The sequence below is a fragment of the Agrobacterium tumefaciens genome, from assembly GCA_025559845.1.
GTDB lineage: Bacteria > Pseudomonadota > Alphaproteobacteria > Rhizobiales > Rhizobiaceae > Agrobacterium.
In genome coordinates this window covers 443421-465952 of sequence record CP048469.1, presented here as the reverse complement: position 1 = coordinate 465952, position 22532 = coordinate 443421, and the positions used below count along the sequence as shown (strand labels likewise).

Below are 22532 nucleotides of genomic sequence, written 5' to 3'. Positions count from 1 at the left end.
CTTCTCCCGAATTTTCATCCGCGTACGGCCTGTCAGGCTGCGACGTCGCTAACGCTTGTGAGCGCCCATGAAAAACCTCTCGATTTCCCGGCAACTCATCGTTCTGGTAGTGGCCTTGATGGCTGCCTTTACCGTAGCGACCTACTACCAGCTCAAGTCAGCCACCGACGCGATCTATAACGAGCGTTACGGCATGTTGCGCACGCAGGTTCAGTCAGCCATTTCCGTCCTTCAGTCTTTCCAGGACAAGGAAAAAGCCGGTACGCTGACGCGCGACGAAGCGATGAAACAGGCCTTCGCCACCGTCAGCGCGATGAAATTCACACCGGATGGCTACTTCTTCGGTTACGACTATGATGTGACCATGAAGTTCCACCCCGACGCCAAGCGTGTCGGTGAGAGCTATAAGGGTAAACCGGACAGCAACGGCTACGCCTATCGCGACGAACTCGTGCGTCTTGGCCGCAATGGCGGTGGGCAGACCGATTTCTACGGTCCAAAGCCCGGCATGGAAGGTGACGACTTTGCAAAAAGCTCCTACGCGCTGGCTTTCGAACCCTGGCAAGTCGTTGTCGTCACCGGTGTTTACATCGACGATCTGACCGCGCAGGTTCGCACAGAAGTTCTCAAGGCCCTCTCCATCGGTGCGGTGATCTTCGCGCTGGCACTGGCCGCAGCGTTCTATGTCATCCGTGGCATCTCCAAGCCGCTCGGCGATATTCACCGGGCGCTTGGCGAAGTTGCCAATGAAAATGTCTCGATGACCATTCCGCATACGGGCCTGACAAATGAAGTGGGCATGATGGCAAAGGCCACCGCCTCGCTTCAGGAAAAGGTGCGCGAGCGGCATGCCATGCAGCGCCGCCAGGAAGAGCAGCAACAGCAACTCGACAGCGAACGACAGACCAATCTCGACATGCAACGCGACGAAGCCGAACTTCAGGCCCGGGTTGTTTCCACCATCGGCGAAGCACTGGAGAAGCTGGCATCCGGCGATCTGACCGTGCGCTGTCGCGACCTAGGCAGCCGCTATGCAACGCTGCGCGACAATTTCAACGAGGCTTTGACGCATCTCGACGCCGCCATGGCCAAGGTAAATGCCAAGAGCATCGACATTGGCGGTTCCAAGGAAGAAATCCGCAAGGCTTCCAACGAGCTGTCTCAACGCACCGAACGTCAGGCAGCCAATCTTGAGGAAACGTCGGCTGCACTCGACGAATTGACGGTTGCCGTGCGCCAGACCGCTGAAGGTGCAGCCGACGCAGCCCAGCGCGTCACCTCCGTCAGCTCCGAAGCGATCCGCAGCGACCGCGTGGTGGCAGAAGCCATCAGTGCCATGAGCGGCATCGAACAATCCTCATCGGAAATCTCTAAGATCATCGGCGTGATCGATGACATCGCCTTCCAGACCAACCTTCTGGCCTTGAATGCTGGTGTGGAAGCGGCCCGTGCCGGCGAAGCTGGCAAAGGCTTTGCTGTCGTTGCACAGGAAGTGCGTGAACTGGCGCAGAAGTCGGCCGCGGCCGCAAAGGAGATCAAGGATCAGATCGCCCGCTCGTCCGGCCAGGTTGAAAACGGCGTTCGCCTCGTCGGCGAGGCCGGCGATGCGCTGAAGCGCATTTCGGACCAGATCCGCTCGGCAAACGATATTGTCAGCAAGATCGCCCACTCCGCGGCAGAGCAGGATACGACACTGCGCTCCATCTCCTCGTCGCTCAACCAGCTCGACGTTGCCACCCAGCACAATGCGGCAATGGCGGAAGAAACCACAGCGTCGGCGGAAGCGTTGGCTGTCGACACTGAAGAACTGCTGAACCTGATCCGCAGCTTCCGCGTCTCGTCCGGCGCGTCGGGCAACCAGCTCTATGGCATGGCGCAGCAGATGCGCATGGCAAGCTGAAACACGCGACGTAATGACAAACAGAAACGCCGGGGTCTTTCCCGGCGTTTTTATTTTGTCAGAGCCTCCAGCGTGTCGACGTCGACATGGGAAAAAACGGCGATGCCAGATTTTTGCAAAAGCGCTGCGGTTACGCCGTTGCCAGCGTGTTTGCTGCCTGAAAACGAACCGTCATAGATGGCCAGAGAGCCGCAGGATGGGCTGCCATCTATCAGCAGCGCGTGCGTACAATCGTTCTGCCGCGCAAATGCCAGCGCCTTTCTGGCACCGGCGATAAATGCGTCGGTCACATCGCCGCCGGTAACTTCCAGCACACGGGCACGGCCCTCCAGCACATCAAGGCCGGACGCGCCGTTTTCGATTTCAGCGGGTGGTCTTGGTACTGGCATGCCGCCTGCCATTTCCGGGCAGATTGTTACCAGCCTGCCCTCGTCTTTCCATCGCTCGATAGCGGGATGAGAAAGGGGCTTTCCCTTGCCGTCATAACGTACGGCATGGCCGAGCAGGCAGGCGCTGATGAGGATTTTTCCCACCATCAGCGCGTTCTGCCTTAACCCGTGATCTTGGAAAAGTCGGCAACCGTGCCGGTGGCTTCGCGGATGGCCTTGAGCAACGCGAGACGGTTGGCACGGATGGCCGCGTCTTCATCGTTGACCAGAACGTCTTCGAAGAACTTGTCAACGGGAGCGCGCAGCGTCGAAAGGGCCTGCATGGCCGAGCGGAAGTCTTCACCCGCAACTGCCTTGGCGGCATCGGCGGACGCAGACTTTATCGCCGCGTAAAGCGCCTTTTCGGCATCGAGCTTCAGAAGCTCTTCCGCCACGCCATCGGCAACCACGGTGCCTTTCTTCTCCTCGGCCGCGAGAAGCTGCGTGGCGCGCTTGGTGCCTGCCAACAGGTTCTTGCCATCCTCACCGGTAATGAAAGCCGTCAGCGCCTCGACACGGCGGGCAACCATCAGCAGATCATCGGACTCCGGCGTCAGCACCGCTTCGATCAGGTCGTAACGTGCGCCGAGATCACGGAGGTAGACTTTCAGACGATCATGGAAGAACGTCAGAAGATCCGCATCCTTGACGACGCTCAACAGCGGCAGCCTGACGTTGCGCTCCAAGATGATGCGCACGACGCCCAAGGCGGCACGACGAAGTGCATAGGGGTCCTTCGAACCCGTCGGCTTCTCATCGATTGCCCAGAAGCCGACCAGCGTGTCCAGCTTGTCTGCCAGAGCGACTGCGATCGCCACCTTATCCTGCGGTACCCGGTCCGACGGACCCTGCGGCTTGTAGTGATCTTCAATTGCCGTGGCGACGCTCTCGTCCTCACCCTGCAGGGTTGCGTATTTTCGGCCCATCAAGCCCTGAAGTTCAGGGAACTCACCGACAGCCTCCGTGCGCAGGTCTGCTTTTGCAAGAACGACAGCACGGTCCACGAGCGCGGCATCGGCACCAACGATCTGCGCAAGCTGCTTGGCCAAACCGCGAATACGCGCAACGCGTTCACCCTGCGAACCGAGCTTGGCATGAAAGGTAACGTTGAGCGCGTCGAGCTTGGCCATACGCTGATCGAGCGGCTTCTTGAGATCGAGACCGAACTTGGCAGCGGAATCCTTGAGCGTATCGAGGTCCGGCAGGTCACCTTGGTCGCGGGTCCAAAAATGCTTGGCGTCTGAAAGGCGGGCGCGCACGACCTTGCCATTGCCGTGGATGATTTCCTTACCGCCATCGATGGCTTCAATGTTCGACACCAGAATGAAACGGTTGGAGAGCCCTTCGGTCGCACCCTGCGGACGGGTTACGAAACATTTCTGGTTGGTCTTGATCGTCAGGCGGATAATTTCTGCCGGGATCTGCAGGTAATCTTCCTCGAAGGTGCCGATCAGCACCTGCGGCCATTCAACGAGACCGGAGACCTCTTCCAGCAGGCCCTCGTCTTCCACCAGCTCCAGACCATTGGCGAAAGCCAGATCCTTGGCGTCATGCAGAATGATATCCTTGCGGCGTTCTGCATCCAGAACGACCTTGGCCTTTTCGAGGCTCGCAACATAATCCTCGAAGCGGCGCACGGTGATCGGGCCAGGCGCATGGAAGCGATGACCATAGGTCACGTTGCCGGCGACGATGCCGTCGATCGCAAACGGGATAACCTGCGTCTCGTCATGTTCGGGGCCGAACATGCAGACGATGGACTGCAGCGGGCGAACCCAGCGCAGGCTTTCCGATCCTTTGCCCTCTACGCCGCCGTAGCTGGAGCCTTTCGGCATGGAAGCCGATCCGGAGCGCATCGACTTCGGCCAGGGGAACGAACGGATGATACCGGGCATCACCTCGGCGATGATATCTTCGGCAGGCCGACCCGGCTTATTGATGATCGCGATGTAAAAATCGCCCTTCTTCGGATCAGAAACGACCTGCGCCTGCGAAATGTCGCTGAGACCCGCACCACGTAAAAAGCCCTCGATCGCCTTTTCGTTGGCGTCGGTTCGCGGCCCCTTTTTCTCCTCGCGCACATCGGCAGAGCGGGCGTTCAGGCCACGAATATCCAGCGTCAGACGGCGCGGCGTCCAGTATTCGCGCGCACCCTCATAGGTCAGCCCCGCTTCCACCAGCGCATCGGTGACGAGTTTCTTCAGGTCGCCGGCAGCTTTGCGCTGCATGCGGGCCGGGATTTCCTCGGAGCGGAGTTCTAGCAGAAGATCGGGCATGGGATCAGGACTTTAATCTGTTTCAAAAGAGTGTGGCGGACTTAGCAAGACCAGCAGCAAAAGTCATCAGCAATCGGTTAAATTACCACCTGCTGGGATTACCACCCCCCACCACCGCCACCGCCGCCGCCGGAACCGGAAAAACCACCTCCGCCACCACCGGAAAAGCTGGAGCCGGAAGAGCTGACCGGCTGCGGGATCGTGGAGGCGATGGTGTTTGCCATCGATGCGGAGAAGCCACCAATCCGGTCGCCGAAACTGCCGTAGTGCCCCCCGGCGTACCAGCCGGGCGCATAGCTCGCCACAGCGGCACCGGCTGCAGCCGTTGCAAGCCATGTTTCGAACGTGCGGCTCCATGGCTTTTCGACACCGAGCGCCACCGCATAGGGCAACAGCGTTTCGAAATGCTGCGGCGACATCGTTGGCGCTTCGCGCAGGTTCATCCGGTCCTTTTCGGCGAGCGTCAGATAGGTGCGTAGCCCTTCGATACCATCCATCAGCTTGCGACCGAGCGGCGTGGGTGCTCCCATCAGGAACAGGAAAAGAGCGTTCACAAGCACGATGCCACCCATCGCGGCAAGCGCCAGCGACTTCGTGTCATGTGTCACATCCAGCAGCAGCTGCGTGGCGATACCGCCGATGGCAGAGAAGGCGACAAAACCGGCGAAAGCCAGCATGACGATGCCACCGATCCGTTTGCGCAACGGTGCGCCCCGCGAAAACTGCCTGCCGATACCAATCGACAGAATGCTGAAAAAAAACGCAAAGAAACCGAATACCAGGACAGCGGCGATGGCACTTTCATCAAGCTCCCCAAACACCAGTGTTGCGACGACAATGACGATGCTGAGAATGATGCCGAATATCGTGTAGCCAGCATTGCTCTTGTAGTATTTGCCGCGATGTTCCTTTTCGATGGCCGCGCGAAACTGTTTTCCAACGGTCTCGACTTGCGTGCCATGCGCCTTGTCGATGGTCAGCGTTTTACCCGGTCCGCCGATGGAAGAGAGCAGCGTTTTCTGACCTATAGGCAACTCCCCACCCTGCTGTTTCTCAGTCCGGCGAATGACGATGGACGTCTTTAGGTCTTCGAGAACCACATAGCCCTTGACCGCAAGATCAAGGGCGGATGCCGAAAGCGCCGTCCAGCCCGCGCCAGAGAAGCCCTTGTTATCGACGTAATTGACCAGTGCGGGCGAAAGCCCGTCCGGAGCATCCCAGCGTGGAACGATAACCCCCTTGGCCGGATCACGCCCGACGGCGAACCAGGCCCGCAGATAATAGAGCAGGACGGCCAACAACCCACCACCCGAAAGCAGGATCGCCAGATTGTCGCGCAACCACCAGCCCGCTTCCTGCGAAGAATCGGGGGCAGCGATTGCGCCCTTCGGCAACTTAACTGCGATGGTCATGCCTTCGCCGACTGAAAACGGACGTGAAGAGGCGAAGAACACCTCGTTTCCTTCGTTCAGAACACGGGCATCTGAGCCCTTTGCGCCGTAAGCGCCGGTAAAGACGGCGGTATCGGTCGCACGCACCCCATCCGGCAGAACAATGGTTGCGGATATTTCGCCCATCGGAAACTGCCAGCCATTGCCGGTGACATTCCAGGTCAGTTCGTCGTAGTCGTCGAAATAACGGATCTGCCGTGCGGTCGTGTAGGTGATCTGGAAGATATGTTCGCCGGTCGTCAGAAATCGGTCGGCGCTGCCGGTGTAGATGCGGATACCGCCATCGATGTTTTCGGTGCGCCAGTTTTCCGGCGCCCCGTCACGCTCGACAGACACAACGTTGAAATCCACCTTGGTGCGCCGGTTGTTCGCATCCAGCGCATAAAGCGGGAAATCGCGAAAAATTCCGCGTTTGATGTTCTGACCTTCCGCACGGGCCGTGATGGTTTCCGTAACCGTCAGCCCGCCGTTCCCGGCGATTTCCACGACAGAGTGATAGGAGCGAATGAATTCTTCGGCAAAGGCGGGAAAGGCCACGCCGAGGAAGACGAACAGCGCGAGAAGTCTTGCGGCGACGATCTTCAACGGGGCGACCCTCCTTAAACCAATTTAATGCTGCGGTTCGGCAGCGCTGTCCTTTTCGCTATAATCGACGCCAAGCGAGGCGAGCGCCTTCCAGTAGCCCGGATAAGTCTTGCCCACGCAGGCCGGGTTCTGAATGGCGACACCGCCGATCTTCAACGCTGCCAGTGCGAAGCTCATGGCGATGCGGTGATCGGCGAAGGTATCGATGGAAGCCTTGACTGTCTGGCCTGCCAGCGCCGGATCGGCGTGCACGATCAGGTCGTCGCCTTCTTCATGCGCCAGTCCCTGCCGAATTTCATTGAGCCCGAGCGAGACGGCACGGATACGGTCGCACTCCTTTACGCGCAGGTTGGCAATACCGACGAAACGCACCGGCGTTTCGTTAAATGCAGCCAGAACAGCGATGGTCGGGATGGCGTCCTGCATCTGGGAGCCGTCGATTTCGGCCGGCAGGTTCGGGAACTGTGCCATGACCTCATAGGCCTTGGCGTCCGGCTGCGTGAACTTTTCGGCCGGAGTTCCGATATCGATCCTGCCACCGGTCAGCAGTTCGGCGCCCCAGAGATAGGTCGCAGCGGAGGCATCCGGTTCGATGTGAAAATCGGTGGCCTTGTAACCCGTCGGATGCACGCGCCATATGGCATTGCTGACCCGTTCAACCTTGCCGCCAAAAGCTTCCATGGCAGCGGTGGTCAGGTCGATATAACCCTTCGCACCGATTTCTTCACCGGCCAGAATAATGTCGACAGGCTTGTCGCCGCAGGCGGCAGCCATCAAAAGCGCCGAGACATACTGGCTGGAGAGATTGGCGTCGATGGTGACGCTTTCCTTCGGGAAGCCGTTGCCCTTGCCACACACCGTCACCGGCGGGCAGCCGGTTGGCGCATCCGCCTCGATACCGAGGGACCTCAACGCATCGACCAGCGGCATGATCGGCCGTTTGCGCATGTGTTCGTCGCCGTCAACGATGACGGCCCCGTTCACAAGCGCCGCAGCGGCGGTGAGAAAGCGCGTGGCCGTACCGGCGTTTCCGAGAAACAGCGGTTTCTCCGGCTGCTGGAGAACACCTGTACTCTCCACCACAAAGGTCGTCGCATCAGGTTCAGTGACCTTGACGCCCATCGCCCGCAGCGCTTCCGCCATGTAAAGCGTATCATCGCTTTTCAGGGCACCGGTGAGACGGCTTTTGCCTTTCGCCAGACCGGCAAGCAGAAGCGCGCGGTTGGTGATCGATTTCGAGCCGGGCGGCTCTACCCTGCCGGAAAGCGGATGGCCGGGCGGTGTGATGGTCAATTCAATCATGGGTCTTTTTCTGCAATGGTTCTGCCGCGCGATGAAAACGGGCGGAAAGGTCAGAATTTTACGGTGGGCACGGCACGGTCAGCCGGGTTTTCAATTTCGAAGTAAGGGGCTTTTGCAAAGCCAAATTGTCCAGCCACCAGATTAGAGGGGAAGCTCTCCACCTTCACGTTCAGATCGCGTGCGGCACCGTTGTAATAACGGCGCGACATCTGGATTTCGCCCTCGATGGTCTCGAGCGAGCGCTGCAATTCCAGAAAGTTGGTGTTGGCCTTGAGATCGGGATAGGCTTCCGCCAGAGCAAAGAGTTTGCCAAGGGCCTGCGACAGCAGGCCTTCCGCCTTGGCGCGGCCTTCCACATCGCCAGCCGGCACAGCCTGTGCACGGTTGCGCATGGCGATCACCTCTTCGAAGGTGCTCTTTTCATGCGCGGCGTAACCTTTGACAGTCTCGATCAGGTTGGGGATCAGGTCAGCGCGGCGCTTCAACTGCACGTCGATGCCGGACCACGCCTCTTCCTTCATCTGCCGCGCCTTGACGAGGCCGTTATAGATGAAGACCACATAGAGCGCGATCGCCGCAATGATTGCCAGCGTGATGAACATTTCAGATCCCCCCTCATGAAACCTTGGCGGGTGACACGATAGTGCGTGTCTGAACCGCCGTCATCACCTGACGATCATAAATCCTCAGGCGGCCTTGTTCCAGTTCGCACCACCTGCATCCGTCAGCAGGAAAGCTTCGCCGCATGCCTTTGCCAGCGTCCGCACCCGCAGAATGTAGCTCTGACGTTCAGTCACCGAAATGACGCCGCGCGCATCGAGCAGGTTGAAGACATGGCTTGCCTTGATGCACTGGTCATAGGCAGGCAGAACGCATTTGTGCAGAGCGCCAGAATCGCCCGGTGCACCGGCAGCGAGCAGGGCCTGGCATTCCTTTTCCGCGTCGATGAAGTGACGATGCAGCATGGCCGTATCGGCGAATTCGAAGTTGTGGCGCGAATATTCCTGCTCCGCCTGGAGGAAGACATCGCCATAGGAGATCTTCTCGTCGCCCTCGCGGCCGTTGAAGTTCAGGTCATAGACGTTATCAACGCCCTGAACATACATCGCCAGACGCTCCAGACCGTAGGTCAGTTCGCCGGCAACCGGGGAGCATTCGATACCGCACACCTGCTGGAAGTAGGTGAACTGCGACACTTCCATGCCGTCGCACCAGCACTCCCAACCCAGACCCCAGGCACCCAGCGTCGGGCTTTCCCAATCGTCTTCCACAAAACGCACATCGTGCAGCAGCGGATCAAGGCCGATGGCCTTAAGCGAACCGAGATAGAGTTCCTGGAGGTTGGACGGGTTCGGCTTCAGGATGACCTGATACTGATAATAATGCTGCAGACGGTTCGGGTTTTCACCGTAACGACCGTCAGAAGGACGCCGCGACGGCTGCACGTAGGCTGCCTTCCACGGTTTCGGTCCGAGCGCGCGCAGCGTCGTTGCAGGATGGAATGTACCGGCGCCCACTTCCATATCGTAAGGCTGCAGAACCGCGCAGCCCTTGTCGGCCCAGTAGTTATGCAGCGTCAGGATCAGCGCCTGAAAGGAACGCTTGGGGTTCATATGGTCTGGAACATCGGTCATTGCAGTCATCGCAGCTCTAAAAAGGGTAAGTAAGCATTGAGTTACTTCGGATGCGGACAGGTGCCATGCCAAAGCCAAGGGGTCAAGGATTTATGCACCTTGGTGCCCGCTTACGGCTCGTCTTCTCGTTTCACACGGTATTCGCCGGTTTCAGGGTCCTTGACGAGCGTACCAATCGCTCCGGTTTCGCGTTCCTTTTCGCGCTGACGAGACTTCGCCGTCAGCTTTTGCGCGTCGCTGACGAAGCGGCGATAGAGAATGATGGCCCCAACCACCAGTATGAAAATTGTAATGAGCTGTGCCATCAGAAAAAGCTTTATTCCCGAAACATCATAGGCCGTAACGGGACCACAATGCCTTTTCTTCAGCGACCTCGACAAGCCCCGACACCGCACCTGCGGCGAGACGTTCGGCATTCATGCCAAGAGCGGCATCAACGCCCGGCACTTTTTTGCCGAACAGGGAACGGGCACCGGAAATGAGCTGCAGCTTCACCTTGTCGCCGTAACGACGGCGCAGGACATCCTTCATGTCGCCAAGCCCGTCGATCAGGCCGAGATCAAGGCCACGCATACCTGTCCAGAACAGTCCTGAGAAAATCGTCGGCTCATCTTTCAGCTTCGCGCCACGACGCATCTTCACCATATCTATGAAAACATTGTGGATTTCGACCTGAAGTGACTTCAGATACTCGATATCGCCTTCCTTTTCAGGCTGAAACGGATCGAGGATGACCTTGTTTTCACCGGCCGCATAAACGCGTCGCTCGATACCGATCTTCTTCAGCATATCGGGAAAACCGAAGCCGCCGGAAACCACGCCAATGGAGCCAACAATGGATGTCGGATCGGCGATGATCTCATCACCAGCCAGCGCAATCATGTAGCCGCCGGAGGCCGCGACGTCCTCGACGAAGATCAGAACCTTCTTGTTCTTTTCCTCGGCAAGCTGGCGGATGCGATTGTAGATCATACGCGACTGCACCGGCGAACCGCCCGGCGAGTTGAGCGAGATGGCGACAACAGGCGCGTCCTTGATGGAAAACGCCTTGTCCAGGAGCGGCGCGTAGGATGCGAGGTTGAGAGCAGGCCTGAACTGGCTGCCACCGGCCATGATCGCACCATGCATGCGCACCACGGGAATAACCGTCTCCTGCTTGCGAAACCGCTTCGGCACCAGACGCTTCAGAAAACCGGCCATTAAATCCTCACTCAAACCACTCTGTTCCGAACCGATGTATGTATCGCGCCGGAAAACACAATGGTTCTAACGCAATGGGTTTGCGATATTTATCTGTTGCGACCCATTGTGTTGACGTTGCGGACATAAGCGATACGGCCGTTATTCAGGTCATCTACGACGGATGTGAAGGCGTGGTTATCCTCCTGATGCATGACAAGTGGCGCCCGAAAGGACAGTCGCGCCCGAGACCCCTTTATGGCTGTGACCAGCATGCGGACGGCATCTTCTCCCGGGCGGGGATGAATGAGGGTGATCTCCATGCCGCCGAACCGGCGTCCGCAGGCGGCAATGATCTCGGCCACCGACTGCGGCCGGGAAATAAGCGAAAGCTGTCCACCCGACACCGTAATCGCACCGGCCGTCCTGATCCAGTCTTCGAACAGTCCTTCCGTCATGGCATGCGCTTCAGCCTTCAGCGCATCCGGCGTCTTCCGGTCGCCGGCATCGTTGTAAGGCGGGTTCATGATGACGTGGTCGAAATGCTCGTTCAGCAGGCCAGCTTCCGCACGGGCTTTGGCCCGCAAGGTAACATCCGCCTCCTGCACGGAGACGCGCGCGGAAAATGCCGCGTTTTCCGCCAGGGCCAGGCTGCGGCGCGCAAACTCGGCCATTTCAGGTGAACGCTCGAACAGCGTTACTTCGGCCTTTTCCAGCCGCGCGGCAACCGCCATGCCGGCAGCTCCCGCACCTGCACCAAGATCGGCAACGCGACACGGCTTTCCATCGGCGACCAGCGAGGCAAGAAGCATTGCGTCCATGCCGGCCCGATGACCCCTGCCCTTTGGCTGGAGAACATGAAAGCGGCCACGGTGAAAAGCGTCGATTGTTTCGGATTTCTCGCCTGACACGCCTGTCACGCCTTCTCTTCCCGCAACTCGTCGCCAAGGCCGGCATCCACGAAAATCTGACGCGCCTCATCGGCGCGGTCCTCTTCCACCAGAAACCGGCGGGGCAACAACCCCAATGATCCTTCAAGAACACTCATCGTCTGGTCGGCAATCAAGCAATGAATACCTGCATCCTTCATCAGACTTTCAGCGAAGGACAACAGCACGGCATCGTTGGTACGGATCAATTCTTTCATGGATAACCCTGCTTAATTCCTGAATTCCCATCTTTTTGAATGGCTCGCGGCAATTCGCCCCTTGCCGCGACAAGCGCCAGTTTTTATTGTCGAATACAAATTCGAACAGGAGTCCGGTCCCTTGGGCGTCGTCATACCGCTTGAAGAAAGCAAAAACAAACTCGCATCCGTCAAGCCGCTTGTCGATCTGACCCGCCCTGACATGGAACGGGTGAACCAGCTTATCCTTTCCAGAGCTGGCTCCGATGTCCAGATGATTCCGGAAGTCGCCAACCATCTCATCTCCTCCGGTGGAAAGCGCCTGCGCCCGATGCTGACATTGGCTTCCGCCTCGATGTTCGGTTACGAGGGCGATCATCACATCAAGCTGGCAACCAGCGTCGAATTCATGCACACGGCAACGCTTCTGCACGATGACGTCGTGGATGAAAGTGACCTGCGCCGTGGCAAATCCACCGCGCGCACGATCTGGGGCAACCAGGCAAGCGTTCTCGTCGGCGACTTCCTGCTCGGCCAGGCGTTTCGCATGATGGTCGATGTCGGCTCGCTGGAAGCGCTGGATGTTCTCTCCACTGCCGCTTCCGTGATCGCCGAAGGTGAGGTTCTGCAGCTCTCTGTCGCCAAGAACATGGAAACAACCGAAGACGATTATCTTCAGGTGATTCGCGCCAAGACGGCAGCTCTGTTTGCCGCTGCGGCCGAAGTGGGTCCGATCGTCGCCAAAACGGACAAGGCAAGCCGCAGCGCGCTGAAGTCCTACGGCATGAACCTTGGACTTGCGTTCCAGCTTGTCGACGACGTGCTGGACTACGGCGGCAAGTCCGCTGACCTCGGCAAGAACACCGGTGACGATTTCCGTGAAGGCAAGATCACCCTGCCGGTTATCCTGTCCTATCGTCGCGGTACCGAAGATGAGCGGGCTTTCTGGCGCGCGGCGATCGAAAAAGGCGAGAGCAGCGACGAAAACCTCGAAAAAGCTCTGGGCCTTATCACCAAATATAATGGCCTCGGCGACACGATCAGCCGCGCCAACCACTATGGGACGATTGCCCGTGACGCGCTTGCTCCGTTGCCGCAAAGCCCTTGGAAAAACGCGCTTCTGGAAGTCATCGACTTCTGCATCGAGCGTTTGAACTGATCTAAGCCGCGACCTTGAAAGGCGGGTGACACCTTCACCCGTCTGGCGCTTTCGACAGAGCTAGTCGGCCATAATTTCTTGCGGGCCTGCTCCAAAAAAGCCATTCTGTCGTGACCAAACAATGGAAACTGATTTTTCCGTGCTTCTGCACAAAGGCAAAGGTTCCCTCATGCGGCGCAAACCAGCATTCCGTCTTCTTTGCAGCGCGGCTCTTATCGCCGCTCTCACCATTGGGGCAGGTGCAACACCCGGCTTCGCGGAGACGAAACCGGAAGAAAAGACCGTTACCTTCGATCCGGGCAAAGTGAATACCTTCTCTGGCGCCTTTCTTGCCGCGCGCACAGCCGACGTCGATCAGGACTATGCAACGGCAATCTCGCTTTACAAAAAGGCGCTGGAATACGATCCCGCCAATTCCGAAATTCGCCAACGGCTGATGATTGCCGAACTGCTGAGCGGCAACTTCGAGGCTGGCGCAAAAATCGCCGACACGCTGAAAGAGGACGCCTCGGTTGAGCGCGTGACGACCATCGTGCGGGCCCTTGATGCGATCAAGGACAAGGAATTCGCGAAGGCCGAGAAGATCCTGAAATATACCGGCCCGAACGATCTGGACCGTATGGTCAACACGCTGTTAAGCGCATGGGCGCGTGCCGGCTCCGGCAAGCCGAAGGAGGCACTGGCGCTCGTCAACAACATGAAGGGCCCAGGCTGGATTTCGATCTTCCAGAAATACAATGCCGGTGCGATTGCGCTGGTTGCCGGGAACATCGACGCAGCGCGCAAGAGCCTGAACGAAGCCGTGACCGACCGCGAGGGTGGTGCCACGGCATCCGACACCTATATGCGTGCCGTAATGGCCCTGGCTCGTCTCGAGGCGACAGCCGGTAACAAGCAGAAGGCACTCGACGCCATCGCTGTTGGCGATACATTCGCACCGAACTACGCGCCGCTGAAAGCACTGCGCGAATCGATCGAGAAAGGCGAAAAGCCGACCCAGCAGGTGACCAACGCCGTCGAGGGTGCCGCATCGGTCATGTTCTCGATTGCCGGCGCGCTCAACCGTGAGGGTGCAGAAGAAATCGTGACGCTCTATCTGCAGACGTCGCGTGGCCTCGACCCCAACAGTGCCGATACGCTGATCCTGCTCGGCGGCCTTTCCGAAGCACAGAAGCAACCGGAACGGGCGATTGCCTTCTACCGCGAGGTACCGAAGGATTCGCCGATGCATCGCATCTCCGAATTGCAGCTCGGCTTGACGCTTGCCCAGACCGGCAAGGTTGACGAAGCACGCCAGCACCTGAAGTCGCTGCTCGATTCCGACCCCAAAGATATCCGCTCCTATCTCGCCTATGGCAGCGTGCTTTCCGATGCCAAGGACTACAAGGCCATGGCGGAAAACTATGACAAAGCCATCGAGATCATCGGGTCCGTGCCACAGAAGTCCGACTGGTCCGTGTTCTTCCAGCGTGGCATCGCTTACGAACGCCTGAAGGAATGGGACAAGGCAGAGCCGAATTTCAAACGCGCGCTTGAGCTCAATCCCGAGCAGCCGCAAGTTCTCAATTACCTTGGTTATTCCTGGGTAGACCGGAACGTCAATCTCGATGAAGGCATGGACATGATCCGCCGCGCTGTCGAGCTTCGTCCGAACGATGGCTATATCGTCGATTCACTTGGCTGGGCGCATTATCGCCTCGGAGCCTTTGATGAGGCGGTCACCGAGCTGGAGCGGGCGATCGAACTCAAGGCCGGCGACCCAACCATCAACGACCACCTTGGCGACGCCTATTGGCGCGTTGGCCGCAAGATCGAGGCCGTATATCAGTGGAACCGCGCGCTGATCGGCGACAGTGACGACGTGGACAAGGCCAAGGTCCAGGAAAAGATCGCCAACGGTCTGCCGCCGCTGGAGAAGGACGCCGAAAACACGGCAAAGAAGGAAGCTACGCCGCCGCCGCCAGCCCCACCTTCGCCCGCTGCAAATCCGGACAAGAAATCCTGACGCGGCATGCAAGCGAATGACGTTTCCGGAGCGGTCGAGACAATCGAAACCGCTCCGGCCAAGATCAATCTCGCCCTGCATGTGACCGGCCAACGGGCCGATGGTTATCATCTTCTGGAAACGCTGGTGACCTTCACCGACGCAGGCGATGTGATTCGCATCCGCGATGCGAATGAGGACAGTTTTTCGATTTCCGGTTCGTTTGGCGAGGTGCTTCGCGCTGGCGACGGCAACAACAACCTCGTTACCCGTGCACGCGACCTGCTGCGCGAGGCTCTTGCGGGCACCGACATACGGCCCGTCGAAATTCATCTTGAAAAGAATCTGCCCGTGGCTTCCGGTATCGGCGGAGGTTCTGCAGATGCAGCTGCGACCTTGCGCGGTCTGTTGCGACACTGGAATGCAAAAATCGATCCGGCATCGCTTGAAAAGATTGCTTTGCGGCTGGGTGCAGATGTCCCGATGTGCCTTAAAAGCCAATCGCTGATTGCCCGCGGCATCGGCGAAGAAATCGAGGTGATCACCGATCTTCCGAAGCTTTTTCTGGTGCTCGCCAACCCGTTGATGGCTGTTTCGACACCGGACATTTTCCGACGCTTAGAAAACAAGAGCAACCCTGCCCTGCCTGCAAAGCCACAGACAGACTGGCTGACATTCGTTGCTGAAAGCCGCAACGATCTTGAAGCACCAGCCAGAGCCCTCTTGCCGGAAATCTCTGAGATTTCAGCCTTGCTCGCGCAGCACGACGCCACAATCGTCCGCATGTCCGGTTCCGGCGCGACCTGCTTTGGCCTTTTTCAGTCTCTTGATGCAGCCAAGGCAGCCGAAATATCCCTTAGGAACCAGAAACCGGACTGGTATTTTCAAGCCACGCAAACGATTTGACGATCAATCCATAACGAGGGCGATGCCATGACAAACGAAAGACCTTTCATTCCTGTCGGCATCGCGGTTCTGACTGTTTCTGACACGCGAACGCTGGAAAACGACAAGTCGGGCGATACACTTGCAGCGCGGATCACCGAGGCCGGTCATCGGCTCTTTGCACGCGCCATCGTGCCGGACGACAAGTCAGCGATTTTTGAAACCGTACGCGATTGGACGCTTTCGGACGACGTGGATGTCGTCATCACCACGGGTGGCACGGGCTTTACCGGGCGCGACGTCACGCCGGAGGCTCTGGAACCCTTGTTCGAAAAACGGATGGACGGTTTCTCGGAAGTGTTCCACCGCATTTCCTACGACAAGATCGGAACCTCGACCATCCAGTCCAGGGCAACGGGAGGGGTCGCCAATGCCACCTTCATCTTCGTTTTGCCCGGTTCGCCCGGCGCCTGTAAAGACGCCTGGGACGGCATCATCAAGGCGCAGCTCGATTACCGACACATGCCATGCAATTTCGTGGAAATCATGCCGCGACTGGATGAACATCTCAAACGCGACAAATCGTAACCGCCACCAGCGATCTCTTCGTCAATTAGCGCGCATCGTTCAAGACCCACGATGGTATCAGTTCCGCTGTCAGGCGGCGTGGCTTTTGCGCGTGCACGAGCTGCGACAGGTTCATGCCGGGTTTGGCAATCGTCATGGCGTGCTTCTTCGGCATGAGATAGCCATATTCCAAAGGCGGCTGACGCCGCGCTATGCGACTGAAGAACGAGCGTTTGTAATGTCGCGACGGCGAAAACCGTGCTGGCGACTTGTTGATCGAGACATATTCGAGAATATCTTCGATCCAACCGGTCTGTGGCCGTGCCCCCGGCTCCACCAGTAAAATCCACTCGCCGCGGACAGAGCGCATGACGTCATCAATGTCCCACTGCACATAAAAACGGCAGCCAGCGGCATCGGCCACGCGCGACGATCCATCGCGCGAACCGTGATCTAGGATCACCACATCGCTTACCAGCCCTTCAACAGCGCCGGTCACCAGCGCTGAAAGCGTGTGCGCCAGTTCCGGTTCCTGATCCCGGCATTCCATTATGACTGTCAACATGTGCATAGCTTTAACGCATCGCACAATAAATTGCCACTGCACCAGCATTTCGAAAACAGGATCTCTTCCATTAAAATTAACGCCCGATGGCGACGCCATATTTGCCCGCGTGGCATCACAACCGGCGAGCATGATATGCGATCAACGATATTTTGTTCTTGTATTGTTCTCTTTTTTGCAGTAGGAATTTAATCATTCGGAGAGGCGATGAAGTCGCTGTCCGGCGAGGAACGGTTTAGGGCGTTTCATGGGCCTTTTCGGCACATGCGCTCTAAGGAGCACCCAGATGAGAGACCATATGCTTTCGGGCGAGGCTGCCTTTCAGCCTGGCTATACGCAGGATATTGCCAACGCGATGGCCGACGCATCGGGCTTGCGCATCGAGATCGACCGCCGGCGCGGACGCGCGGCCGGCATCAATCCAGGCGGGCGCTTCGAGCAATTGCAGCATGAAGTGTTCGACGATGGCTGGCAGACGCTTGAAGACATGCCGGAGTTCCGCACCGAAGTGCAGGTCGAAAAGCCACGCTCTATCATCACCCGTAACGAGTCACCGGACATTCCTTTTGATCGTTCCATCAATCCCTACCGCGGCTGCGAACACGGCTGCATCTATTGTTTTGCTCGCCCGACACACAGCTATATGGGGCTGTCTGCCGGATTGGATTTTGAATCGAAACTGTTTGCCAAGCCAGATGCGGCAAAGCTGCTTGAAAGAGAACTCGGAAAGCCCGGCTACAAGCCGCGTGTCATCGCCATCGGCACCAATACCGACCCCTATCAGCCAATCGAGCGCGAATGGCGCATCATGCGCCAGATTCTCGAGGTTCTCGCGGAGGCGGATCATCCCGTCGCCATCGTTACCAAATCCGCGCTGATTACACGGGATATCGATATCCTCGCTCCCCTGGCGAGTAAGGGGCTCGTCAAGGTCGGCATCTCGGTTACCACACTTGACCGCAAGCTGGCGCGCACGATGGAACCACGCGCCTCTACACCGGCAAAACGGCTTGAGGCGATCAAGACTTTGACGGACGCAGGCATTCCCTCAGCCGTGATGATGGCGCCTGTTATACCTGCTCTCAACGACCACGAGATCGAGCGGATACTGGAAGCCGGCAAAGCCGCCGGTGCCACAGAGGCGTCTTACGTGTTGTTGCGTTTACCACTGGAAGTCAGTCCGCTGTTTCGCGACTGGCTGCTACGGAATTATCCTGACCGCTACCGGCATGTGATGTCACTCGTTCGCTCCATGCGTGACGGCAAGGATTACGACGCCGAGTTCGGCAAGCGCATGAAGGGCGCAGGTCCTTACGCCTGGCAGATTGGACGGCGGTTCGAAATGGCAACGAAGCGGCTCGGACTGGTGCGTCGCGGCATTCTTCTCCGCGACGATCTGTTCAAACCACCGGGGGGTTCCGGCGTACAGCTTTCTCTACTTTAACCTGCGCGGGGATATCCCGCGTCAGATGCCTGTTTTCGCGCATGTCGTCAGCGTTGAATCGCTCAATGCTTTTGCACGACACGCTGAATGAAATGTCCGACGCGTTTTCCCTGGTGCGCCGGTCATAATGTCCCCGGAACCGCCGCCTCGCGTGCGATCACTCCTCCTGCCGCCCCATTGGAGGATCACGGTCATGAAGACCTGTGGATGCAGCCCGCCACGCCCCTTGATCGGCCGGTTGTTTCCCATCGCTCGCTTTCCGGGGGCTTGCAGGAGATCGGGTGTGTGTGCCAGTTTCTGCCGCATGAAACGCCGCACCGCATCCGATTCTCCCGCTCTTTTCGACCTGCTGGACACTGGTCCGGATTTTTCCCTGGAACTGGAGGCGAAGGCTGGCGGATTGTGGCCCGTTGCCGGGACTGATGAGGCCGGGCGCGGACCGCTTGCGGGGCCTGTTGTCGCAGCCGCCGTTATTCTCGACCCCGACAATATTCCGTCTGGTCTCAACGATTCAAAAAAGCTTTCCAAGGCAAAACGAGAAGCGCTGTTCAAACAGATCATGGAAACCTCGCTTGTTTCCATCGCTTCCTCCGGTCCAGCACTGATCGATGACATGAACATCCTGCGCGCCAGCCTTGACGCGATGCGACGCGCCGTGCTCGGTCTTCCCGTGTCGCCATCTCTCGTTTTGGCGGATGGACGCGATATGCCCCCCGGCATCGCCTGCCGGTCAAAGGCTGTCATTAAAGGCGACAGCCGTTCGCTATCGATTGCCGCAGCGTCGATTATTGCCAAGGTCACAAGGGACAGGATGATGGAGCGTGCCGCGCAGGTGCACCCCGCCTATGGCTTCGAGGGGCATGCGGGCTATGGCACAGCCGCCCATCTGCGCGCCATTGACGATCATGGCCCCTGCCCACTGCATCGCATGAGCTTTCGGCCACTGCGCCAGGACTGAGCAAGACCGCAGACGTTCCCGCCGGTAGATCATTGGGTTCTTCTTTTGAAGGGATGCCTTCATCGAATGACCTCGGCATTTTTTATGGCCCAGCGGCGAAACGCCCTGAGTTTGGTGTGTGCACGTCTTCGTCACGAAAACAGATGACTGCTCGCCGCAATCCGCTTGTTTATGGACGGTCGCGAACACATCTGGCGCATCGCCAATACGCGAAACAAAAAACCCCTCGCGGCAAGCCGGAGGGGTTCTTTTAATTACAACTGAAGGAAACTTAGTTCAGCTTCGACTTCACTTCGCCGATGGTGGCGGTGAAAAGCTTTGCTTTCGCAGCAGCCGTCGTCTTGTCGGCAATCAGCTTCTCGGACGCCGCAATCGCGATGTCGACAGCAGCAGAACGAACAGCGCCAATGGCGTCTTCTTCGGCCTGCTTGATCTTCTGCTCGGAAAGAGCCGTACGGCGTGCGACGAATTCTTCCGTCTTTGCCTTTGCCTCAGCCGTCAGAGCAGCCGCTTCACGCTCAGCCGCGGCAACAATGCCAGCAGCTTCGGCTTCAGCTTCCTTACGCTTGCGCTGGTATTCGGCCAGCAGATGCTGAGCCTCTTCACGCAGGCGCTTGGCTTCCGCCAGTTCCTCAGTGATGTTCTGCGCGCGCTCGTCGAGCGACTTCGCCAGCATGCCCGGAACCTTGAGGTAGGCAATCAGCACGAAGAAGAGAACGAGACCGACGAGAGCGAAAAATGATGCATCAAACGCCATGATCAGACTCCCTTCACTTCCGAAGCGGCAGCAACAGCAGCCTTAACGTCTGTGTCCTTGACCTTGGCGCCAACCAGTTGGTCAACGATCGCGGTCGCGGTTTCTTCGGCAATATTACCGACGTCGGCAAAAGCCTGTTCCTTGATGCTGGCAATGCGCTTTTCAGCGGCTGCGAGCTTGTCCGCAAGGTCTGCCTCGATGGCAACACGGTCAGCGTCCGCTTTCGCCTTTGCGGCGTCGCGAGCAGCAGAACCGATAGAGCTCGCCTTTGCACGTGCAGCAGCAAGTTCTTTTTCATAGGTTTCGACGGCTGCGTCGGCTTCCGACTTCAGCCGGGCCGCTTCGTCGAGATCCTGTGCGATGCGCCCGTGGCGATCTTCAAGGATGCTGCCGACGCGCGGTACGATGACCTTTTGCATGAGCACGTAGAAAAGGCCGAACGTAATGGCCAGCCAGAGAAGCTGGGATGCATATGTCGACTGGTCGAACGGCGGAAATACGCCGGAACCGTGTTCGGCGCCATGCGCCACGCCGGTTTCCGTATGCGTTGCTTCCGGGGCTGCGTGGCCTGCAGCCGGTGTTTGCGTCGTCGTTTCAGTTGACGCCGGTGCTGACTGGGCAAAAGCCTCGGTCACGAACATGCTCACCTCCAGGGGTACTGCAAATGCGAAGGATCACGGCACGCTGATCTGCGAGCCGTGATCCAAACCTGATGCCGATATTAGACAGCGAACAGGAGAAGGAGAGCAACGAGCAGCGAGAAAATGCCCAGAGCTTCCGTAACGGCGAAGCCGAATACCAGACGGCCGAACTGGCTGTCAGCAGCAGACGGGTTGCGCAGTGCGCCGGACAGGTAATCACCGAAGATACGGCCGAGTGCGAGAGACGTACCAGCCATGCCGAGGCATGCGAGACCTGCGCCGATGAACTTTGCTGCTTCCGCTTCCATGTGAGACTCCTTCGAAATGGTTGTTTGCGGCTGTTTTTGACACCCGATTGCCGGGGCCAGCGACTTTACTTCTCAGTGACCACCGTGCACGGCGTCGTTCAGGTACATGCATGTCAGTACCGCGAAGACGTAGGCTTGCAGGAAGGCAACGAGAAATTCTAGAGCGGTCATAGCGACCGTCATGAGAAGAGGCAGGATTGCGCCGCCGACACCGATCGCGCCGAGCGCGCTCATGGATGCAACGAAGCCTGCGAAGACTTTAAGTGTGATATGGCCGGCCAGCATGTTCGCGAAGAGACGAACGGAGAGGCTGATCGGACGGGACAGGAACGAAATCACTTCAATTGCCGAGACAAGCGGCAAGAGTGCTGCCGGAACACCAGACGGCGCGAAAACGCCGAGGAAATGGAGGCCGTGCTTGTAGAAACCGTAGACAATGACCGTACCGATAACCAGGCAGGCAAGCGCGAAGGTAACGATGATCTGGCTGGTAACCGTGAAGAAATACGGGAACATGCCGAGAAGGTTCGCGGTCAGCACGAACATGAACAGCGAGAACACGAAGGGGAAGAAGACCATTCCCTTCTTGCCTGCGCCTTCACGCAACATCGAAGCGATGAATTCGTAAGACATTTCCGCGACGGACTGCATACGGGTCGGGATCAGACCGCGCGTCGACGTTGCGAAATACAGAAAGCCTGAAGCGGCTGCGACGGTCGCGACCATGAAAAGCGACGCATTGGTGAACGAAAAATCGACTCCACCGATTTCGATCGGAATGATCGGCTGCACCAAGAACTGATGGGTCGGATCGTTTGCCACCGGCTGCCCTCTTTACCTGTCGCCGCGCGTAGCGGCACCATCTCTCAATTATCCGAAAAGCTGGTCACAGACCGTGCTTTCCACCCTCGTCCTTTTTGTCCGCCTTCTCCAGCAATGGCGGCTTTGCCACCACACCTGCTGCGCGCAACACATTCAGTACGCCAGCGCAGAAACCGAGAAGAAGAAGAACGATCATCCCCCACGGCGACGTGCCGGCAAAATAGTCCAGAAGATAACCCAGCATAGCGCCGACCAAGATGGCCGAAATGAACTCAGAGGAAAGCTTGATCGCCGTCGCAAAGCCTTTTCGGCTTTCGGCTGCGTTGCGCTCCGCCCTCTCTTCCGCCTCATCCTCCGCCTTCACCTTCGCCAGTTCATCGGCTAGGCGCTTGCGGCGCTCGTCCAGACTATCGTTACGGTTGCTAGTCATCTCGAAATCCTGCCCATTTCCTCCGTTCCAGCCATGCCAGAACCCTTTGGAGTTGTAAACGGTGACGGATTAAGCCTGTTCCAGCCCGCTCTGAAGTCGGCCGCAACATAGTTTTAGGGGCTTCTGTAGTC

General features: G+C 58.2%; 23 protein-coding genes. 7 read left to right on the top strand and 16 right to left on the bottom strand.

All coding sequences use genetic code 11. From position 1 onward, the window contains the following. Positions 1-67 precede the first annotated feature (67 nt). Complete coding sequence (locus tag FY156_02230) at positions 68-1900, top strand: HAMP domain-containing protein (protein ID UXS00391.1); 1833 nt, start codon at positions 68-70, stop codon at positions 1898-1900. Between the two features lie 50 nt (positions 1901-1950). Here FY156_02230 and FY156_02225 read toward each other — a convergent pair whose 3' ends face one another. The 10 genes from FY156_02225 to FY156_02180 form a co-directional block, all read right to left on the bottom strand. Beyond that, positions 1951-2436, bottom strand: coding sequence for a DUF523 domain-containing protein (locus FY156_02225; protein ID UXS00390.1), 486 nt, complete (start codon positions 2434-2436; stop codon positions 1951-1953). Between the two features lie 14 nt (positions 2437-2450). After that, positions 2451-4604, bottom strand: a complete 2154-nt coding sequence (locus FY156_02220; protein UXS00389.1) for a glycine--tRNA ligase subunit beta — start codon at positions 4602-4604, stop codon at positions 2451-2453. Between the two features lie 98 nt (positions 4605-4702). Beyond that, positions 4703-6640, bottom strand: coding sequence for a DUF2207 domain-containing protein (locus FY156_02215; protein ID UXS00388.1), 1938 nt, complete (start codon positions 6638-6640; stop codon positions 4703-4705). A gap of 24 nt (positions 6641-6664) precedes the next feature. Continuing rightward, complete coding sequence (gene aroA, locus FY156_02210; GenBank protein UXS00387.1) at positions 6665-7942, bottom strand: 3-phosphoshikimate 1-carboxyvinyltransferase; 1278 nt, start codon at positions 7940-7942, stop codon at positions 6665-6667. A gap of 50 nt (positions 7943-7992) precedes the next feature. Continuing rightward, positions 7993-8544: a LemA family protein gene (locus tag FY156_02205; protein ID UXS00386.1), complete on the bottom strand. Its 552-nt coding sequence runs from the start codon at positions 8542-8544 to the stop codon at positions 7993-7995. Positions 8545-8628: 84 nt separating this feature from the next. Further along, positions 8629-9585, bottom strand: coding sequence for a glycine--tRNA ligase subunit alpha (locus FY156_02200; GenBank protein UXS00385.1), 957 nt, complete (start codon positions 9583-9585; stop codon positions 8629-8631). A 101-nt stretch (positions 9586-9686) separates the two neighbouring features. Continuing rightward, complete coding sequence (locus tag FY156_02195) at positions 9687-9881, bottom strand: hypothetical protein (protein UXS00384.1); 195 nt, start codon at positions 9879-9881, stop codon at positions 9687-9689. Between the two features lie 25 nt (positions 9882-9906). Continuing rightward, a complete protein-coding gene (locus FY156_02190) occupies positions 9907-10776 on the bottom strand; it encodes a S49 family peptidase (GenBank protein ID UXS00383.1) in 870 nt (289 codons plus the stop codon). Between the two features lie 89 nt (positions 10777-10865). Next, positions 10866-11666, bottom strand: a complete 801-nt coding sequence (locus FY156_02185) for a tRNA1(Val) (adenine(37)-N6)-methyltransferase (protein ID UXS02987.1) — start codon at positions 11664-11666, stop codon at positions 10866-10868. Between the two features lie 5 nt (positions 11667-11671). After that, positions 11672-11902, bottom strand: coding sequence for a DUF2007 domain-containing protein (locus FY156_02180; protein UXS00382.1), 231 nt, complete (start codon positions 11900-11902; stop codon positions 11672-11674). Between the two features lie 121 nt (positions 11903-12023). On the opposite strand from FY156_02180, the gene FY156_02175 reads away from it, so the two are divergent. The 4 genes from FY156_02175 to moaB all read left to right on the top strand — a co-directional run bounded on the left by FY156_02175 (position 12024) and on the right by moaB (position 16497). Beyond that, on the top strand, positions 12024-13040 hold the full coding sequence (locus tag FY156_02175) for a polyprenyl synthetase family protein (protein ID UXS00381.1): 1017 nt from the start codon (positions 12024-12026) through the stop codon (positions 13038-13040). Between the two features lie 121 nt (positions 13041-13161). Then, complete coding sequence (locus tag FY156_02170) at positions 13162-15045, top strand: tetratricopeptide repeat protein (GenBank protein ID UXS00380.1); 1884 nt, start codon at positions 13162-13164, stop codon at positions 15043-15045. A gap of 6 nt (positions 15046-15051) precedes the next feature. Beyond that, positions 15052-15930, top strand: a complete 879-nt coding sequence (locus FY156_02165; GenBank protein ID UXS00379.1) for a 4-(cytidine 5'-diphospho)-2-C-methyl-D-erythritol kinase — start codon at positions 15052-15054, stop codon at positions 15928-15930. A gap of 27 nt (positions 15931-15957) precedes the next feature. Continuing rightward, complete coding sequence (gene moaB / locus FY156_02160) at positions 15958-16497, top strand: molybdenum cofactor biosynthesis protein B (GenBank protein UXS00378.1); 540 nt, start codon at positions 15958-15960, stop codon at positions 16495-16497. Between the two features lie 25 nt (positions 16498-16522). On the opposite strand, the gene FY156_02155 is transcribed toward moaB, so the two are convergent. Next, a complete protein-coding gene (locus tag FY156_02155; GenBank protein UXS00377.1) occupies positions 16523-17041 on the bottom strand; it encodes a glycosyl transferase in 519 nt (172 codons plus the stop codon). Positions 17042-17327: 286 nt separating this feature from the next. Between FY156_02155 and FY156_02150 the strand changes: the two genes are divergently transcribed. Then, positions 17328-18485, top strand: coding sequence for a PA0069 family radical SAM protein (locus FY156_02150; protein UXS00376.1), 1158 nt, complete (start codon positions 17328-17330; stop codon positions 18483-18485). A 304-nt stretch (positions 18486-18789) separates the two neighbouring features. Beyond that, the gene (locus FY156_02145) at positions 18790-19443 is read left to right on the top strand and encodes a ribonuclease HII (protein ID UXS02986.1); all 654 of its coding nucleotides are present in this window, start codon (positions 18790-18792) and stop codon (positions 19441-19443) included. A gap of 271 nt (positions 19444-19714) precedes the next feature. Here the strand turns inward: FY156_02145 and FY156_02140 are convergent, their stop codons facing one another. From FY156_02140 to FY156_02120, 5 genes are all read right to left on the bottom strand, one after another. Beyond that, positions 19715-20200, bottom strand: coding sequence for a F0F1 ATP synthase subunit B (locus tag FY156_02140; GenBank protein ID UXS00375.1), 486 nt, complete (start codon positions 20198-20200; stop codon positions 19715-19717). Positions 20201-20202: 2 nt separating this feature from the next. Beyond that, entirely contained in the window at positions 20203-20841 is a 639-nt protein-coding gene (locus FY156_02135) for a F0F1 ATP synthase subunit B (GenBank protein ID UXS00374.1), read from the bottom strand. Positions 20842-20921: 80 nt separating this feature from the next. Then, complete coding sequence (locus tag FY156_02130) at positions 20922-21149, bottom strand: F0F1 ATP synthase subunit C (GenBank protein ID UXS00373.1); 228 nt, start codon at positions 21147-21149, stop codon at positions 20922-20924. Positions 21150-21221: 72 nt separating this feature from the next. Continuing rightward, positions 21222-21971, bottom strand: a complete 750-nt coding sequence (locus FY156_02125; GenBank protein ID UXS00372.1) for a F0F1 ATP synthase subunit A — start codon at positions 21969-21971, stop codon at positions 21222-21224. 64 nt (positions 21972-22035) lie between these two features. Continuing rightward, entirely contained in the window at positions 22036-22401 is a 366-nt protein-coding gene (locus FY156_02120) for a F0F1 ATP synthase assembly protein (GenBank protein UXS00371.1), read from the bottom strand. Between the last annotated feature and the right edge of the window lie 131 nt (positions 22402-22532).